Origin of the sequence: Sinorhizobium saheli, assembly GCF_001651875.1 — a bacterium.
In the GTDB taxonomy this organism is placed as follows: Bacteria; Pseudomonadota; Alphaproteobacteria; order Rhizobiales; family Rhizobiaceae; genus Sinorhizobium; species Sinorhizobium saheli.
Genome location: NZ_LNQB01000073.1, coordinates 115,144 through 131,389, shown reverse-complemented (window position 1 = coordinate 131,389; position 16,246 = coordinate 115,144). Strand labels below are relative to the sequence as shown.

Below are 16,246 nucleotides of genomic sequence, written 5' to 3'. Positions count from 1 at the left end.
CGCGCAGCGCATGCCTGCCGCCCGTGTCCTGGCGCTGGTGGCGCCCATGCCTATGAACTATCTTCTGCGTCGGGAGGTAAACGAAGAGGTTTGCCATGTTCAAGCAGTTGAAGAAGATCACCCGTGCGCTGCACGTTCCCACCACCGAAGAGCGCGAAATCGCCTATCTGAACGGCTCCGTCGATCGCATCGATCTCGAATACCGTCAGCGTCAGATCGATCGCGGCCTGTTCCGCAACGGCTTCTGATCCGGAACGGGCACGTCGCAAAAGGCGCGTGCACACGCTGCCTTTCGCCGCGATACCAAAGAACGCCCGCCGACGAATGGCGCCTGGCCAGGCCGGCTGGCGCTACGGCGTGCGCGGTTTTGCCGCCCTTCGCATCGGCTTGCATGCGGCCTGTGTCGCGCCTATCTTGCGGCCCGCGAAAGGCGGACGGGCCGTCTACCGCATGATTCCTACTGCATGTGTTCCTGGATCGTCTCGCATCAAGGACGCAGACATGCGGCGTTTCAAGGTGCGGGCTCGCGCCCCGGTTGGAGGCGTGACCCGCTTAAAGATGCGGTCGTGACGGCACAATGTTATTCAGGCGCAGAAAACCGGTAACGACGTCCGAAAGACTCCGCGCGTTTCTCTGGCCGCGCAAGGGGCTGTCGCGCGGGTTCCGGTACATCGGCTTGCGCGTCCTCCGGCTGAATTCGTCTCCGCATTCGATCGCGGTCGGCGTGGCTGCGGGCGCCGCCTCGTCCTTCACGCCCTTCTTTGGCCTGCACATCGTTCTTGCGGTCCTCGTCGCTTCGGTCTTCTCCGGCAACCTGCTCGCGGCGGCGATCACCACCGCACTCGCCAATCCGATCACGATTCCGGTGATCCTGACGGCGTCCTATGAGCTCGGTATCGTCCTCGCGGAGCCGCCGGCAACACCCGCCCTCGGCGGCGCCGAAATCGCCCGGATGTTCGAGCAAATGGAGCTCGACAAGCTTTGGGGGCCGGTCTTCAAGCCGATGCTCATCGGCTCGCTTCCGCTTGCTGCGACCGGCGCCGTCATCTTCTACCCGCTTTCCTACCAGGCGGCCCGGCTCTTCCAGGAGCGACGTCGGCGGGCGCGGACGCAAAGGGTCGGACGTTCATCATGATCATCGGCATCGGCAGCGATCTCATCGACATCCGCCGCATCGAGAATTCGCTCGAGCGGTTCGGCGAGCGCTTCGTCAATCGGTGCTTCACCGATATCGAGATCGCCAAATCGGAAGCCCGCAAGAACCGCGCGGCCTCCTATGCCAAGCGTTTCGCGGCCAAGGAGGCCTGTTCCAAGGCGCTCGGCACCGGCCTGGCCCAGGGGGTCTTCTGGAAGGACATGGGCGTCGTCAACATGCCGGGCGGAAAGCCGACGATGCAGCTGACCGGCGGCGCCGCGGCGCGGCTCCAGGACATTCTGCCCGTCGGACATCGCGCCGCCATCCATCTGACGATCACCGACGATTTCCCGCTGGCACAAGCTTTCGTGATTATCGAGGCGCTCCCGGTTGCCCCCGTGGAGGGAACGGTTTAGAGCACTTGCCGAGAAGTCCGGGCCAACGCTTGAAGCGCGGGGGACCGGCGACATATAGATCGGATTGCGCGAGCGCCGCGCCAGCACGAACAGTTCAGGGGCGCAGACCAATGTTGAAGCGCGACGAGCGGGTGCCTCCCGGACAGGACGACAAGGAAAAACTGAGAGTGGAAGAGAAGACAGAAGCGAAGCAGAGCGGCCTCTGGGAGAATGTAAAGGTCATCATCCAGGCGCTGCTCCTGGCCGTGGTCATCCGGACCGTCTTCTTCCAGCCCTTCACCATCCCGTCCGGTTCGATGATGCCGACGCTGCTCGTCGGCGACTACATCTTCGTCAACAAGTTCGCTTACGGCTATTCGAAATACTCGCTGCCGTTCTCGCCGAACCTCTTCAGCGGCCGGATCTTCGCAAGCGAGCCGGAACGCGGCGATATCGTCGTCTTCCGTTTCCCGCCGAACCCGGACATCGACTACATCAAGCGGCTCGTCGGCCTGCCGGGCGACCGCATCCAGGTCCGGAACAGCATCCTCTACGTCAACGACAAGCCGGTCGATCGTGTGCCGGACGGCACCTTCTGCGCCGACGACCAGTACGATACGGGCGGCGACACCCCGGTTTACCGCGAGACGCTGGACAACGGCGTCTCTTTCGACACGCTTGACGCGTTTCCGGATTCGCGCGGCGACAACACCCGCGAGTTCATCGTCCCCGAAGGCCACTATTTCATGATGGGCGACAACCGGGACAATTCCGCCGACAGCCGCTTCGACGTCGGCTTCGTTCCGGCGGAAAACCTGGTCGGCCGCGCGAGCCTGATCTTCTTCTCGCTCGGCAACGACACGTCCTTCCGGGAAGTCTGGAAATGGCCGGCGAACCTGCGTTACGATCGGCTGTTCAAGGTCGTCCACTGATGAAGGGCCGCTCGTTGAGCGTGGAGGACCGGGCGCGGCTCGAGGCCGCGATCGGTTACCAGTTCGCTGAGAAGGAGCGTCTTGACCGGGCGCTGACGCATTCGAGCGCCAGGAGCGGTCGGGCGATCAACTACCAGCGTCTCGAATTCCTCGGTGACCGCGTGCTTGGTCTCTGCGTGGCGGAACTGTTGTTCCAGACGTTCAGCGACGCCAATGAAGGCGAGCTTTCGGTTCGGCTGAACCAGCTCGTGAGTGCCGAGAGCTGCGCCAAGGTGGCGGACGAGCTCTCGCTTCACGAATTCATCCGGACCGGCTCCGACGTGAAGAAGATCACCGGCAAGCACATGATGAATGTGCGCGCCGATGTGGTAGAGTCGCTGATCGCCGCCATCTACCTCGATGGCGGCATCGAGGCCGCACGGCGTTTTGTGCTCAGGCATTGGACGCATCGGGCCGCGAGCGCAGACGGTGCCCGCCGCGACGCGAAGACGGAACTGCAGGAATGGGCGCATGCCAAGTACGGCGTCGCGCCGAAATACAGGACGGACGATCGTTCCGGCCCCGATCACGATCCGCGCTTCACCGTGACCGTCGAGGTCGACGGGCTCGCGCCGGAGACGGGGACCGATCGTTCCAAGCGCGGCGCCGAGCAGATCGCCGCCACGAGATTGCTGGAACGTGAAGGTGTTTGGCAGAAGCGATCTGCCGGAAATTGACGGAAACCATGACGGAAACGAAAAATGATACGACCGTCGGCGCCGCGCCGACGCGCTCGGGCTTCGTGGCGCTGATCGGTGCGACGAATGCCGGTAAATCGACGCTGGTCAACCGCCTCGTCGGCGCGAAGGTATCGATCGTCAGCCACAAGGTGCAGACGACCCGCGCGATCATCCGCGGCATCGCGATCCACGACAACGCCCAGATCGTCTTCATGGACACGCCCGGCATCTTCAAGCCGCGACGCCGGCTCGATCGCGCCATGGTGACGACCGCTTGGGGCGGCGCCAAGGATGCCGACCTGATCATGCTGCTGATCGACAGCGAGCGCGGGCTGAAGGGCGATGCCGAGGCGATCCTCAAGGGCCTGAAGGAGGTTCCGCAACCGAAGATCCTGGTGCTGAACAAGATCGACCGCGTCCGCCCCGAGGACCTCCTGAAGCTCGCGGCCGCGGCCAACGAAAAGGTCGCGTTCGAGCGCACCTTCATGATCTCCGCGCTGTCCGGCTCCGGCTGCGACGACGTGATGGACTATCTTGCCGAGGCGCTGCCGGAAGGGCCCTGGTACTATCCGGAGGACCAGATTTCCGATCTGCCGATGCGCCAGCTCGCCGCCGAGATCACCCGCGAGAAGCTGTTCCTGCGGCTGCACCAGGAGCTTCCCTATGCGTCTCACGTGGAGACGGAGAAGTGGGAGGAGCGCAAGGACGGTTCCGTGCGCATCGAGCAGGTGATCTACGTGGAGCGCGAGAGCCAGAAGAAGATCGCGCTCGGCAAGGGCGGGGAGGCGATCAAGGCGATCTCGACCGCCGCCCGCAAGGAGATCTCGGAAATCCTGGAGCAGCCCGTGCACCTCTTCCTCTTCGTCAAGGTGCGCGAGAACTGGGGCGACGATCCGGAACGCTTCCGCGAGATGGGGCTCGAGTTCCCGAAATAATCAGCGCTGGAGCATTTTGCAGTCAGGTGGAATCATCTGACGTCGCACAAATGCGGCAAAACAAATGGATAGAGCGGTAGCGCGAACACATGTGAGCGCATCCCGATCTAATCGTTGACGCGCTTGCCCTCGGCATCGAGCACGGCTTCGCCGTCCTCCTTGACGAACGGGCCCTTGTGCGTATCCGGCAGGATGTCGAGCACGACCTCGGAGGGACGGCACAGGCGCGCGCCGAGCGGCGTGACCACGAAGGGGCGATTGATCAGGATCGGATGCTCGATCATCGCATCGAGCAGTTCCTCTTCGCCGAGCGCCGGATCGCCAAGGCCGAGCTCTTCGAACGGTGTTCCCTTCTCCCGGACGGCCTCGCGCAACGTCAGCCCGGCCGCCGCGATCATCGCTTTCAGCTCGTCGCGGGAAGGGGGAGTCTTGAGGTATTCGACGACCCTCGGCTCGATCCCGGCATTGCGGATCATCGCGAGCGTGTTGCGTGAGGTGCCGCAGGTTGGATTGTGGTAAATGGTGACGTTCATGGGGTTACCTCGGCGGAAGTTGGAGTTTCGACGGGCCGGGCCGGCCGCAGGAGCCAGGTCATCAGCGAGAGCGCGCAAACGGCCCCGAGCAATTCCGCGATCATGAAACCCGGCAGGTCGACGGGGCGGATGCCCGAGAAGGTGTTGGTCAACGATCGCGCCAGGGCCACCGCGGGATTGGCGAAGGACGTGGACGCCGTGAACCAGTAGGCCGCGGTGATGTAGAGGCCGACGAGCCACGGCACCGCCTCGCGCCGAAAGCGGAGCCCGGCAAGGATGGTGGCGGTGAGCCCGAAGGTCGCGATCGCCTCCGAGAGCCATTGTGCGGCCCCCGTGCGCATCTTCACCGAGACGTCGAGCAGTGAAAGATCGAACATGAGGTGTGCCACGACTGTGCCGGCGACGGCTCCGGCGACCTGTGCAACCAGATAAAGCCCGCAGTCGCGCCGCTTGAGGTCGCCGGAAAGGGCGAAGATCAGTGACACCGCCGGATTGAAATGGGCGCCGGACACTGGGCCGAGGATCGTGATCAGGACTATGAGGATCGCGCCCGTGGCGAGGGTATTGGCGACGAGCGCCAGCGCGTCGTCGCCTGTCAGGCTGTCGGCCATGATCCCCGAACCGACGACGGCGGCGACGAGAAGGCCGGTGCCAAGCGCCTCCGCCGCGCAGCGGCGTCTCAGATCGAATTCCTGCATTACTTCGTCCTATCTGCAGTCCATGTTGCGCGCCGAATTGCCGGTACAAAGAAAGAAGGCATTGTAGACGAGTCAGGCATGGGTCTCCTCCCTTGACAGACAGCATGGCCTGAGATCGGCGATCAGCGGGACGCAAAGATCCGGATGCCCGGCGCAGCAATCCTTGAGCATGAAGCTGATGACGCGGCGCAATCCGACGAGGTCGGCACGGTAGATTATTGACCGGCTCTGTCGCTCCGTCGTCACCAGCCCCGCGCGCTGCAGCTGCGCAAGATGCGTCGACATGGTGTTGTGCGGCACTTCGAGGAGGCGTGCGATTTCGCCCGCCGCCAGACCATCCGGCTCGTGCTTCACGAGGAGCCGGAACGCGTCGAGCCGTGTTGGCTGCGCAAGGGCGGCGAGGGCTGTGATTGCGTCGGAAGCGTCCATATGTCGGGATATATCGACATATTGAGATCGATGCAAGCGCCCTTCGCTCGCGCTGGCGAGCGCGCGGCTATTGCCGGTTGGCCTGATCGGTCGACGCGGCGGGATGCCGGCCGAGGAGCGGCGCGATCGTCTCTGCCCGGTTGGTCCAGACGTAGCCCGCGAAGTGGTCGGGAACCCGCGACAGGTCTGCGGCACTGTCGATGCCCGAGGTGAAGTCGCCGCCGTGGGGGCCAAGAAGGATGATCTCGCTTCCCGCGGCCTGCATGCGGGCGGCGAAACGGTTCGGCCATCCCCAGAGGAGCGGGGCGTAGTTGCTGGGCACTATGATCAGCGTGTCATGGCACGCCTCCGGCACGATGCCGGTCCAGCCATAGGCCACGTAACGGCCGAGGCAGGCGAGCGTCGACTGCCGGTCGTAGCCCTTCAGCCCGGGTATCAGGCGTAGGGTCTCCTGGGTCGGGGCGCTGCCGCCATAGACGCCGAAGACCTGTTTGCGCCATTCCGGGTGGAACCGGAGAAGAACGGCAAGGGTCGCGCCTTCCTCCCGCCGCTCGCTTTTGAAATTGATCAGGAAGCGGCCATTTGGAAGGGCGGTGAAAACCTCCGTCAACGTCGGCATCTGGCCCGTACCCCGGCCGCGGAAGGGATAGGTCTTGCCGCCGTCCGCGGTGTAGCCGTAGCCGATATCGAGCGTCTTCAGCTTCGACATGGGCGTCTCTTCGGTGACGCCGGTTCCGTTCGTCCGGCAATCGAGCGTCCAGTCGTGGAAGACGGCGAACTGGCGGTCCGGAGTAAGGTGGACATCGAGCTCGACGACATCGGCGCCTCTGTCGAGCGCCGCGCGCATGGATGCGATCGTGTTCTCGAGGTAGCCGTGTCGCGGCGGCTCGATGCGCTCGGCGGTGCAGGTGTCGTTTCCGACATCATCCAGGTCGAAGACCTGGTGGATGCCGCGATGGGCGAGGATTTTCGGCGCGCCGGCGGGCGGCGTTGCCAGAAGCGACGTGTTGAGGAGCCACACCAGGGCGATGACGACGAGCGCGACGGCAGCGACCTTCTTCATCGTGATTCCTCCTCTCGCGACGGCTTGCCCGAAAATGTGGGCGTGACGATGTCGCCGGCGGCACGCCGGTCGGATCTGCGTCTCGGCGCGCGATGGCCGGCCTTCCCATACATGGGAGTTAGGCGTTCGAAGCCCGTGATGCAACGCCAGCGCTGCCACGCGCGTCTGATAATACGCGCCGGCCTATAGGCCGCCGATCCTAGCATGAGGATCAGTTCTTTCTCATTTGCTAAGGAAGCAAATCTTTGAGGGGCCACAAAAAAGCCCCATTGAATAACGGCCGAACGCAGCTAAGTTAATGTAAGTTCTGATGGATAGGAGCCCGTTGGGCTGGCCTGACGACATTCCGCGGCCGGGCCGCCGCGTCCGCGCGGCCCGGCGGAAGCCGTGAGGCTTGGCCCGAGCCGGTTACTCGCTGCTTCTGGACACATCGGCGCTGTTTCCCGGCGCACCCTTCCGGAAGCGACCGAACCGCCCCGCGCTCCATGCGGAAGAACCAGATGGTTGTCGGTCTGGCGCTGAGGTTGGAAATGAATGCAGCATTGTTGAAGTTGCTTCGCCGTCTTGTCCAGAAGGGAAGTCTGACGGTCGTTTTTTCATCGGGAGAGAAAGTGGTCCTGGGTGATGGCACGGGCAAGCCTGCGGCCATACGCATAACCGACGCTCAGGCGGAAAGGGCAATACTGTACGACCCCGGGCTGAAGTTCGGGGAAATGTACATGGAGGGTCGCGTCGTCGTCGAGGACGGCGACATTTTTGAAGTCCTGTCGATCATCAAGAGCAATGGCGTCGAAAAGGCAGCAACCTTCGCCAACTCTATCGTCGCGCTGGGGCACGTGCTGCGCCAGCAGGTTAAGAGCCGGCTGCCGGTCAACCGGAACCGCTACAACGTTGCCCATCATTACGATCTGGACGGCAAGCTCTTCAATCTCTTCCTCGATGAGGACTGGCAATATTCCTGCGCCTATTTCCATCCGCCGGGCATATCGCTCGACGAGGCGCAGCGCGCCAAGAAGCGGCACATCGCGGCGAAGCTTCTGCTGGAACCCGGGCAGAGCGTCCTGGAGGTCGGTTCCGGCTGGGGCGGCATGGCGATGTACCTCGCCGAGTCCTCGGGCGTCGAGGTCACCGGCATCACGCTCAGCGAGGAGCAGTTGAAGGTCTCGCGCGAGCGCGCAGAAAGGCGCGGGCTCGCCGATCGCGTGCGGTTCGAATTGCAGGACTATCGCACCATGCAGGGGCGGCAGTTCGATCGCATCGTCTCCGTCGGCATGTTCGAGCATGTGGGCATCGGCAACTACGGCGCCTTCTTCCGCAAGATGAAGGAGCTCCTGAAGCCTGACGGGGTGATGCTGTTGCATTCGATCGGCCAGGTCTACAAGCCCTGGGCCACGAATCCCTGGATCGAGAAATACATTTTCCCCGGCGGCTATATTCCCGCCCTCTCGGAGGTGCTGCCTCGGGTCGAGAGCACGCGCCTGCTCGTCAAGGACATCGAGATCCTGCCGATGCACTATGCCTGGACGCTGCGCGCCTGGCGCGAGCGCTTCGTGGCGCGGCGCGAAGAGGCGATAAGGCTCTATGACGAGCGCTTCTTCCGCATGTGGGAATTCTATCTTGCCGCCTCCGAAACCGCCTTCCTCTACGACAAGCACTTCATCTTCCAACTCCAGCTCTCGCCGTCGCTGGAGACGGTGCCTGTCTCGCGCGACTATATCGAGGCGAAGGAGCGGGAACTGCTTGAATTCGAAAAGACGCGCCGGCGGCTGGAACTCGTCGCGGTCTAGCGCGGCCGTCGGTTCGCCCCTCATCCGCCTGCCGGCACCTTCTTCCCGTTTTGACGGGGAGAAGGGATATGCCGCGCCGGCTTAGTTCCCTCTCTCCGTTCTTACGGGGAGAGGGTTAGGTGAGGGGCAACAGCGCAGCCCCCAATCATCTCCTGTGGAGTTCAGCCGAGTCCTTGCTTGGCCTTCCTCGCCTGCGCCAGTATGGTTCGGCCGAAACAGGACACGGAAAGCACACATGACCGCAAAGCCCATCGCCGCCATCATTGCAAGCGAGATCAAGGCGACCACCGCGCAAGTCGCAGCGGCGGTCGAGCTCCTCGATGGAGGGGCGACGGTGCCGTTCATCGCCCGCTACCGCAAGGAGGTCACCGGCGGTCTCGACGACACGCAGCTGCGCGTGCTGTCGGAACGGCTCACCTATCTGCGCGAGCTCGAGGCGCGGCGGGTGGCGATCCTCGATTCGATCCGCGGCCAGGGCAAGCTCACCGACGAACTGGAGGGCAAGATCGCCGGCGCGGCCACGAAGGCGGAGCTCGAGGACATCTATCTGCCCTACAAGCCCAAGCGCCGCACCAAGGCGGAAATCGCCCGGGAGCGCGGTCTCGGAGCGCTGGCGGAGGCGATCCTTGCCGATCGCTCGATCGCGCCGGCCGAGCGCGCGAGCGCTTTCGTGAGCGCCGACGTGCCGGATGTGAAGGCCGCACTCGAAGGCGCTCGCGATATCGTCGCCGAGGGCATGACCGAGAATGCCGACCTGCTCGGACGGCTGCGAAACCACATGCGCGGGGCGGCTTTGCTGCGCGCGAAGGTCGTCGACGGCAAGCAGGAGGCCGGTGCCAAATTCTCGGACTATTTCGATCACTCGGAACGCTGGGCGTCGGTGCCGGGGCACCGGGCGCTGGCGATGCTGCGCGGCTGGAACGAGGAGGTGCTCTCCGTCGACATCGTCGTCGATCAGGAGGAGGCGTCGCCGCACAAGCCGGTCGAGCGGATGATCGCGGTTGCCTACAATGTCGGCGGGCATCTGCCCGGCGACAAGTGGCTGTTGGACGTCATCGGCTGGACCTGGCGCGTGAAGCTGTCGCTGTCCCTTTCGCTGGACCTGATGCGTGAGCTGCGCGAGCGGGCGGAGGAGGAGGCGATCCGCGTCTTCGCGCGCAACCTCAAGGATCTTCTGCTTGCCGCGCCCGCCGGCTCGCGCGCGACCATGGGCCTCGACCCGGGCATCCGGACCGGCGTCAAGGTTGCCGTGGTCGACGGCACCGGCAAGCTCATCGATACGACGACGGTCTATCCCTTTCCGCCGAAGAACGACCTCCGCGGAACGCAAGCCGAGCTCGCCTCGCTCATCCGCAAGCACAAGGTCGAGCTGATCGCCATCGGCAACGGCACCGGCAGCCGCGAAACGGAAAAGCTCGTGGCCGACATGATCGCCGCGATGCCGGCGCCGAAACCGACGAAGGTGATCGTCTCGGAGGCGGGCGCTTCGGTCTATTCGGCTTCGGAGACGGCGGCCGCCGAGTTCCCGAATCTCGACGTGTCGCTGCGCGGTGCCGTGTCGATTGCCCGCAGGCTCCAGGATCCGCTGGCCGAGCTCGTCAAGATCGAGCCGAAATCGATCGGCGTCGGCCAGTACCAGCACGACGTCGATCAGTCGAAGCTCGGGCGCTCGCTCGATGCCGTGGTGGAGGATGCGGTGAACGCCGTCGGGGTCGACCTCAACACCGCCTCGGCACCGCTTCTGGCCCGCGTTTCGGGGCTCGGGAAATCGTCGGCGGAGGCGATCGTCGCGCACCGCGATGCGATGGGGCCCTTTGCCAGCCGGCAGCAACTGCTGAAGGTGTCGCGCCTCGGTGCCCGCACCTTCGAGCAATGCGCCGGCTTCCTGCGGATACCGAACGGCGCCGAACCGCTCGATGCGTCGGCCGTGCATCCGGAGGCCTATGGGATCGCCAAGAAGATCGTGGCCGCCTGTGGCCGCGACGTGCGTTCGCTCATGGGCGACAGCGCCGCGCTCAAGCAGCTCGATCCGCGAGCCTTCGTCGACGAGCGCTTCGGCCTGCCGACGGTCAAGGACATCCTCGCGGAACTGGAAAAACCGGGGCGTGATCCGCGGCCGAGCTTCAAGACCGCGACCTTCGCCGAAGGTGTCGACGACATCAAGGACCTGAAGGTCGGCATGCGGCTCGAGGGCACGGTGACGAATGTCGCCGCCTTCGGCGCCTTTGTCGATATCGGCGTGCATCAGGACGGCCTCGTCCACGTGTCGCAACTCGCCGATCGCTTCGTCAAGGATCCGCACGAGGTGGTGAAGGCCGGCGACGTCGTGCAGGTACGCGTGACCGAGGTCGACGTTGCGCGCAAGCGCATCGGGCTCAGCATGCGCAAGGATGGCGGCGCCGATACCGGGCGCGAGGCGAGGGGAGGAGGCGCGGCGCCCGGCGGCAGCAATCGCGGCATGGCGCGCCCGCAGAAGCCGGAAGCGCCTTCTCAAGGCGCGCTCGGCGCCGCGCTGATGGCGGCAATGAAGAAGAAGTAGCGAGGACCTCCTGCGGCATTCTCGCCGCGTGGTGCCGGGGCGGCTCCGATCGACAATCGTCATCACCCGATGGAACGGGCCCCGGCCGCGGATCGTTACTCCCTCATCGACAAGGTATGATGATGGCTTCGGGTTACGCTCTATACATTAGTTAATTGAAATATAACCTGCTTCCCTTCATACTTTCCTGGTGGCGACATCGGTTCGTCGCGAGCAGGTGTCGACCATAGGAATGCCGGTCCACGGCGGAACAGGTCAGCGGAAAAATCCTCTTCCGCCGGGGCTCCCGGCAAGAGGAGGTGCGTCATGATACGCAATGTGGTCCGCGGCCTCGCGCTTACCGCTTTGTTGGCGGCAATGGTGACGGCCTATCCCCTTCCGGCGGATTCGCAAGCCGTTGCGAATTGTGCCAACCGATCGCAGGTGATCGATTTCCTTGCCAAGCAATATTCGGAAAAAGCCGCCGCGGTCGGACTGATCAACCAGCAGGCGGTCATGGAGCTCTACGCCTCCGACAATGGTACCTGGACCCTGGTCGTGACGGATGTTTCCGGCCGAAGCTGCGTCATCCTTGCAGGAAAGAGCTGGGAACAGATAACGCCCGTCGGCCCGAAAGCTTAACGCGCCCGGGCCCTTGATTGCTGTTGCGTGACCACAGCCCGCCTTGACGCGATGGCGCATCCGCCACCGCACGAAGTTCCGAGCCGTCCAGCGAAATATCAGCCGCAGACCACTACCGCGTGTCTCTCCGAGTTGGCGTCGCGTTCGGGGTGAGGTTGGGGTGCGCTTTTCGCGCACCCCTCCGATACGATACAGGAGAACCGTTCAGTCCGGCCTGCCGACGCTGGCATAGCGGAAGCCGTGCTTTGCGACCTCGTCCTTGCGGTAGATGTTGCGCAGATCGACGAGCAGCGGGGTCTTCATCGCCGTCCTGAGGCGTTCGAAGTCCAATGCCCGGAACTCGTTCCATTCGGTGACGATGACCACCGCGTCGGCCTCCGACGCCGCGTCGTAGGGGTCGCGCGCATAGTCCATTCCTTCGATGACCTTGCGGGCGTTCTCCATCCCTTCCGGATCATAGCCGACGACCCGGGCGCCGGCGTCCTGCAGCGCCTGGACGATCGCGATTGCCGGGCTGTCGCGCATGTCGTCGGTATTGGGCTTGAAGGTGAGGCCGAGGATGGCGATCTTCGCGCCGCGCACCTCGCCGCCGGCGGCGGCGATCACCTTGCGGCCCATTGCCCGCTTGCGGTTGTCGTTGACGGCGACGGTGGTTTCGACGAGCCGCACCGGGCTGTCATGGTCCTGCGCGGTCTTGACCAGCGCCAGCGTGTCCTTCGGGAAGCAGGAGCCGCCATAGCCGGGGCCGGCATGGAGGAACTTCGACCCGATGCGCCCGTCCAGCCCTATGCCGCGGGCAACGTCCTGGACGTTTGCCCCCACCTTTTCGCAGAGGTCGGCCATCTCGTTGATGAAGGTGATCTTCATCGCCAGGAAGGCGTTGCCGGCGTATTTGATCAGTTCCGAGGTACGGCGCGTGGTGAAGACGAGCGGCGACTGGTTCAGGTAGAGAGGACGGTAGACTTCCGTCATCACGTCGCGCGCCCGCGCGTGATTGCCGTCGAGGCCGATGACGATCCGGTCGGGGCGCTTGAAATCTTCGATTGCGGCACCTTCGCGCAGGAATTCCGGATTGGAGACGACGGCGAAGTCGGCGGCCGGATTAGTTTCGCGGATGATGCGCTCCACCTCGTCGCCGGTGCCGACCGGCACGGTGGACTTGGTCACGACGACCGTGAAGCCCTGCAGGTTGTCGGCGATTTCGCGGGCAGCGGCATAGACATAGGAGAGGTCGGCGTGGCCGTCGCCGCGGCGCGAAGGCGTTCCGACGGCGATGAAGACGACGTCGCTGCTGGCGACTGCGGTCTTGAGGTCATCGGTGAAGTTGAGGCGGCCGGCAGCGACGTTGCTGGCGACGAGATGGTCGAGACCGGGCTCGAAGATCGGGATCTGTCCCTTCTTCAGCGCCGCGACCTTGCCTTCGTCCTTGTCGACGCAAACGACGTCATGGCCGAAATCCGCAAAGCAAACGCCAGAAACAAGGCCGACATAGCCGGCGCCGATCATCGTGATTTTCATCCGCTCTTCCTTTTGATTGTGTGGTTTTTCTCGAGGATGTTCGGGTTGGGGATGTGTTTATCGGTTAAAAGGCGAAACAGGCTCGAATTGCAATCCTTGCCCGTGCAGGCGCGATTTTTTGCACTGCACCCAAGGACCATAGGTCAGGCTACTGTGTCTGCATTACGGCAATATTGTTCATACCATTCCACAAAACGCGCAACTCCTTCCTCGACGGAGAGGGAAGGCTTGAAGCCGGTCAGCGCCTCGAGCAGGTCCGGCGAGGCGTAGGTACGCGGAACGTCCCCCTGCTGCATCGGCAGCATGTTGCGGACCGCCGGCCGTCCCATCGCCTTTTCGACCGTCTCGACGAAGGTCATCAATTCGACCGGCTGGCCGCCGCCGATGTTGACGACGCGGAACGGCGCGTGGCGGGAAAGCGTGTCTGCCGCTTTGTCGGCGTCCACCCGGTTCTCATCCGACGGCGCGATGCGCGAGAGCCGCACGATGCCTTCGACGAGGTCGTCGATATAGGTGAAATCCCGGCTCATCCGGCCTTCGCCGTAGATGTCGATCGGGCGGCCGCCGCGGATCGCGTCGACGAACTTGAAGAGCGCCATGTCGGGCCGTCCCCATGGGCCATAGACGGTGAAGAAGCGGAAGGCGGTGGTCGGCACCTTGTAGAGATGCGCATAGCTGTGCGCCATCAGTTCCATCGACTTCTTCGTCGCCGCATAGAGCGTCATCGGCTCGTCGGCGCGATCCGCCTCGGCAAAGGGCACCTTCTCGTTGGCGCCGTAGATCGACGAGGTCGATGCCAGCATGAGATGCTTCGGTGCGATCGTCCTGGCGAGATCGAGGATGTTCCACGAGCCGACGAGGTTCGAGTCCACATAGGCCTTCGGATTTTCGAGGCTGTAGCGGACGCCCGCCTGCGCCGCGAGGTGGATGATGACCTCAGGCTCGGCGAGCTCGGCCGCGCGCTCGAGCGCCGACCGGTCCTCGAGCATCGCCGTGACTGCCTTGAAGCCATTGGACCGTTCGAGGATTGCGTGGCGGCGCTGCTTGAGCGTGACATCGTAATAGGGCGTCATCCCGTCGAAGCCGACCACGAAATGCCCCTCGTCGAGGAGCCGCTTGGCGAGATGAAAGCCGATGAAACCTGCCGTCCCGGTGATGAGGTAACGCACGATAGTATCCCCGATTGGCCCACACGCTCGTTCATACGCAGAAAGCCCGGCGATGGAAAGATGAAACCGTCAGTCCTGCGGCTCGTCGAGTCGTTGCTGCAGGGCGGTCAGGACGGACATCGCATGGCCCGCATACCGGCTGATCCAGCGGTCGTGGATGGCCTGGATCGGCAGGGCGTTCAGATGGTTCCACCGCTCCCGGCCCTCGCGCCGGACGAGAACGAGGCCGGCCTCTTCCAGAACCTTCAGGTGCTGCATGACCGTGCAGCGGTCGAGGCCGGCAAAGCGCTCGCAGAGCATGCCCGTCGTCTGCGGCGACTCTTTCAACGCGTCGAGCATCTGGCGGCGCAGGCCGCTCGCCAGCGCCTTGAAGACCGCGTCGTCTTTCGAATCAATTGACATGTTATATTTTTATAACATATTATCGTTGGAGACAATCTTGAGGAGGACGACATGGCTTTCGAATTTCGTGTGAACGGACGGATCGCCCGTCCCGTCGGGCAGGTCTTCGACGCAGTCGTGAACCCCGATCAGCTCAGCCGCTATTTCGTGACCCTCGGCGGCATCAGCGGTCCGCTGGTCGCCGGGGCAACGGTGACGTGGTGGGGCGAGGTGCCCGTGAAGGTGGAGGTGGTCGAGCCGAACGAGCGGATCGTCTTTCGCTGGGACGCGATGGTCGCAGAGGGTGAGGCGCCCTATCAGACGCAGGTCGAGATGCGCTTCCAGCCGCTCGATGACGGCGCCACCATGGTCACCATTGCCGAGAGCGGCTGGCGCGAGAACGAGCAGGGGCAGAAGAGCTCCTATCTGAACTGCGAGGGCTGGTCGCAGATGCTCGCCTGCATGAAGGCGTGGCTCGAATACGGCATCAATCTGCGCGACGGCTATTATGTGAGCGAGCTCTCCGGCAAGCCGGCGCTCGAGCCGCAGCAGTAGGGCATCCGGAGTACCATCTCCGCTTGATCCCCTTTCCGCCGCGGGTGTATGCCTCTTTCATGCAATGGAGCGATCAGGCCATCATTCTCGGCGTCCGGCGGCATGGCGAAAGCTCTGTCATCGCGGAGGTGATGACGTCCGGACACGGGCGGCACCTGGGGCTGGTGCGCTCCGGCCGCTCGCGCGCGATGCAGCCGGTGCTGCAGTCGGGCAATTCGGTCGAGGTAACCTGGCGGGCGCGGCTCGACGAGCATCTCGGTGAATTCCGCATCGAGCCGCTGCAATTGCGCGCCGCAAGGCTGATGGAGACGGCGACATCCGTCTACGGCATTCAGGCGCTGGGCGCGCTGTTGCGGCTCCTGCCGGAGCGCGACCCGCATCCCCATCTCTACGAGGCGCTTGCGGTCATCGTCGATCACCTCCAGGATCCGGCGGACGCCGGTGAATTGTTCGTGCGCTTCGAACTCGCGGTGTTGAACGATCTCGGCTTCGGCCTCGATCTTTCCGAATGCGCGGCGACCGGCGCGCGCGAGAACCTCGCCTTTGTCTCGCCGAAATCCGGACGTGCCGTCAGCCGCGAGGCGGGTGCGCCCTATGCCGACCGAATGCTCGCGCTTCCGGAGTTCCTTTCGGTGGCGCACCGGGCGGCCGATCGCGACAGCCTCGCCTCCGCCTTCCGCCTCACCGCCTATTTCCTCAACCGCCATGTCTATGAACCGCGGGGCCTCGACGCCTCGTCGGCCCGCGACGGCTTCGTGCATGCGACGCTGAAGGCGCTGACCTCCGCCTCGTCGGCGGCATGAATGAGAGGGCGCCGCACGTTGCATGCGGCGCCCT

18 protein-coding genes are annotated in these 16,246 nt (G+C 64.1%); 11 read left to right on the top strand and 7 right to left on the bottom strand.

The features are described 5' to 3' along the window. Positions 1–95: 95 nt before the first annotated feature. The 6 genes from ATB98_RS14065 to era all read left to right on the top strand — a co-directional run bounded on the left by ATB98_RS14065 (position 96) and on the right by era (position 4,116). A complete protein-coding gene (locus ATB98_RS14065) occupies positions 96–248 on the top strand; it encodes a DUF3563 family protein (protein ID WP_066874630.1) in 153 nt (50 codons plus the stop codon). A 329-nt stretch (positions 249–577) separates the two neighbouring features. Beyond that, complete coding sequence (locus tag ATB98_RS14060) at positions 578–1,135, top strand: DUF2062 domain-containing protein (protein WP_066874628.1); 558 nt, start codon at positions 578–580, stop codon at positions 1,133–1,135. Further along, complete coding sequence (gene acpS, locus ATB98_RS14055) at positions 1,132–1,551, top strand: holo-ACP synthase (protein WP_066874626.1); 420 nt, start codon at positions 1,132–1,134, stop codon at positions 1,549–1,551. The genes ATB98_RS14060 and acpS overlap by 4 nt, the downstream gene beginning before the upstream one ends. Before the next feature lie 167 nt (positions 1,552–1,718). Further along, complete coding sequence (gene lepB, locus ATB98_RS14050; protein WP_066875566.1) at positions 1,719–2,462, top strand: signal peptidase I; 744 nt, start codon at positions 1,719–1,721, stop codon at positions 2,460–2,462. Then, positions 2,462–3,178, top strand: coding sequence for a ribonuclease III (gene rnc / locus ATB98_RS14045; protein ID WP_153435784.1), 717 nt, complete (start codon positions 2,462–2,464; stop codon positions 3,176–3,178). Before lepB ends, rnc begins: the two co-directional genes overlap by 1 nt. An 8-nt stretch (positions 3,179–3,186) precedes the next feature. Then, positions 3,187–4,116 carry a GTPase Era gene (era, locus tag ATB98_RS14040; RefSeq protein ID WP_066874624.1) on the top strand — a complete coding sequence of 310 codons (930 nt, stop codon included), beginning with the start codon at positions 3,187–3,189 and terminating at the stop codon, positions 4,114–4,116. Positions 4,117–4,223: 107 nt separating this feature from the next. Here the strand turns inward: era and arsC are convergent, their stop codons facing one another. From arsC to ATB98_RS14020, 4 genes are all read right to left on the bottom strand, one after another. Further along, positions 4,224–4,649 (bottom strand): arsenate reductase (glutaredoxin), encoded by a 426-nt coding sequence (arsC, locus tag ATB98_RS14035; RefSeq protein WP_066874621.1) that lies wholly within the window; start codon positions 4,647–4,649, stop codon positions 4,224–4,226. Continuing rightward, complete coding sequence (gene aqpS / locus ATB98_RS14030) at positions 4,646–5,347, bottom strand: aquaglyceroporin AqpS (RefSeq protein ID WP_066874619.1); 702 nt, start codon at positions 5,345–5,347, stop codon at positions 4,646–4,648. The genes arsC and aqpS overlap by 4 nt, the downstream gene beginning before the upstream one ends. A gap of 72 nt (positions 5,348–5,419) precedes the next feature. After that, entirely contained in the window at positions 5,420–5,776 is a 357-nt protein-coding gene (locus ATB98_RS14025) for an ArsR/SmtB family transcription factor (protein WP_066874617.1), read from the bottom strand. Between the two features lie 67 nt (positions 5,777–5,843). Continuing rightward, positions 5,844–6,839: a glycerophosphodiester phosphodiesterase family protein gene (locus ATB98_RS14020; RefSeq protein ID WP_066874615.1), complete on the bottom strand. Its 996-nt coding sequence runs from the start codon at positions 6,837–6,839 to the stop codon at positions 5,844–5,846. A 530-nt stretch (positions 6,840–7,369) separates the two neighbouring features. On the opposite strand from ATB98_RS14020, the gene ATB98_RS14015 reads away from it, so the two are divergent. From ATB98_RS14015 to ATB98_RS14005, 3 genes are all read left to right on the top strand, one after another. Then, positions 7,370–8,626: an SAM-dependent methyltransferase gene (locus ATB98_RS14015; protein ID WP_066875564.1), complete on the top strand. Its 1,257-nt coding sequence runs from the start codon at positions 7,370–7,372 to the stop codon at positions 8,624–8,626. A 235-nt stretch (positions 8,627–8,861) separates the two neighbouring features. Next, a complete protein-coding gene (locus ATB98_RS14010) occupies positions 8,862–11,165 on the top strand; it encodes a Tex family protein (RefSeq protein ID WP_066874613.1) in 2,304 nt (767 codons plus the stop codon). 306 nt (positions 11,166–11,471) lie between these two features. Beyond that, a complete protein-coding gene (locus ATB98_RS14005) occupies positions 11,472–11,786 on the top strand; it encodes a hypothetical protein (RefSeq protein ID WP_066874611.1) in 315 nt (104 codons plus the stop codon). Positions 11,787–11,990: 204 nt separating this feature from the next. Here the strand turns inward: ATB98_RS14005 and rkpK are convergent, their stop codons facing one another. The 3 genes from rkpK to ATB98_RS13990 all read right to left on the bottom strand — a co-directional run bounded on the left by rkpK (position 11,991) and on the right by ATB98_RS13990 (position 14,875). Further along, the gene (gene rkpK, locus ATB98_RS14000; RefSeq protein WP_066874609.1) at positions 11,991–13,304 is read right to left on the bottom strand and encodes a UDP-glucose 6-dehydrogenase; all 1,314 of its coding nucleotides are present in this window, start codon (positions 13,302–13,304) and stop codon (positions 11,991–11,993) included. 143 nt (positions 13,305–13,447) lie between these two features. Further along, on the bottom strand, positions 13,448–14,473 hold the full coding sequence (locus ATB98_RS13995) for an NAD-dependent epimerase (RefSeq protein WP_066874607.1): 1,026 nt from the start codon (positions 14,471–14,473) through the stop codon (positions 13,448–13,450). Between the two features lie 69 nt (positions 14,474–14,542). Then, on the bottom strand, positions 14,543–14,875 hold the full coding sequence (locus ATB98_RS13990) for an ArsR/SmtB family transcription factor (RefSeq protein WP_066874605.1): 333 nt from the start codon (positions 14,873–14,875) through the stop codon (positions 14,543–14,545). Between the two features lie 51 nt (positions 14,876–14,926). Here ATB98_RS13990 and ATB98_RS13985 point away from each other — a divergent pair, with 51 nt between their 5' ends. Both ATB98_RS13985 and recO read left to right on the top strand, forming a co-directional pair. Beyond that, positions 14,927–15,409, top strand: a complete 483-nt coding sequence (locus ATB98_RS13985) for an SRPBCC domain-containing protein (protein WP_066874603.1) — start codon at positions 14,927–14,929, stop codon at positions 15,407–15,409. Positions 15,410–15,468: 59 nt separating this feature from the next. Next, positions 15,469–16,212, top strand: coding sequence for a DNA repair protein RecO (gene recO / locus ATB98_RS13980; RefSeq protein WP_066875563.1), 744 nt, complete (start codon positions 15,469–15,471; stop codon positions 16,210–16,212). Positions 16,213–16,246 lie beyond the last annotated feature (34 nt).

Excerpts from the sequence above, each read along its gene's own strand:
- era (WP_066874624.1), top strand. The coding sequence starts at position 3,187 with ATGACGGAAACGAAAAATGATACGACCGTCGGCGCCGCGCCGACGCGC.
- ATB98_RS14020 (WP_066874615.1), bottom strand. The coding sequence starts at position 6,839 with ATGAAGAAGGTCGCTGCCGTCGCGCTCGTCGTCATCGCCCTGGTGTGG.
- ATB98_RS14025 (WP_066874617.1), bottom strand. The coding sequence starts at position 5,776 with ATGGACGCTTCCGACGCAATCACAGCCCTCGCCGCCCTTGCGCAGCCA.
- acpS (WP_066874626.1), top strand. The coding sequence starts at position 1,132 with ATGATCATCGGCATCGGCAGCGATCTCATCGACATCCGCCGCATCGAG.
- rnc (WP_153435784.1), top strand. The coding sequence starts at position 2,462 with ATGAAGGGCCGCTCGTTGAGCGTGGAGGACCGGGCGCGGCTCGAGGCC.
- ATB98_RS14010 (WP_066874613.1), top strand. The coding sequence starts at position 8,862 with ATGACCGCAAAGCCCATCGCCGCCATCATTGCAAGCGAGATCAAGGCG.
- ATB98_RS14065 (WP_066874630.1), top strand. The coding sequence starts at position 96 with ATGTTCAAGCAGTTGAAGAAGATCACCCGTGCGCTGCACGTTCCCACC.
- rkpK (WP_066874609.1), bottom strand. The coding sequence starts at position 13,304 with ATGAAAATCACGATGATCGGCGCCGGCTATGTCGGCCTTGTTTCTGGC.
- ATB98_RS14015 (WP_066875564.1), top strand. The coding sequence starts at position 7,370 with ATGAATGCAGCATTGTTGAAGTTGCTTCGCCGTCTTGTCCAGAAGGGA.
- recO (WP_066875563.1), top strand. The coding sequence starts at position 15,469 with ATGCAATGGAGCGATCAGGCCATCATTCTCGGCGTCCGGCGGCATGGC.
- ATB98_RS14005 (WP_066874611.1), top strand. The coding sequence starts at position 11,472 with ATGATACGCAATGTGGTCCGCGGCCTCGCGCTTACCGCTTTGTTGGCG.
- ATB98_RS14060 (WP_066874628.1), top strand. The coding sequence starts at position 578 with ATGTTATTCAGGCGCAGAAAACCGGTAACGACGTCCGAAAGACTCCGC.
- aqpS (WP_066874619.1), bottom strand. The coding sequence starts at position 5,347 with ATGCAGGAATTCGATCTGAGACGCCGCTGCGCGGCGGAGGCGCTTGGC.
- ATB98_RS13985 (WP_066874603.1), top strand. The coding sequence starts at position 14,927 with ATGGCTTTCGAATTTCGTGTGAACGGACGGATCGCCCGTCCCGTCGGG.
- ATB98_RS13990 (WP_066874605.1), bottom strand. The coding sequence starts at position 14,875 with ATGTCAATTGATTCGAAAGACGACGCGGTCTTCAAGGCGCTGGCGAGC.
- arsC (WP_066874621.1), bottom strand. The coding sequence starts at position 4,649 with ATGAACGTCACCATTTACCACAATCCAACCTGCGGCACCTCACGCAAC.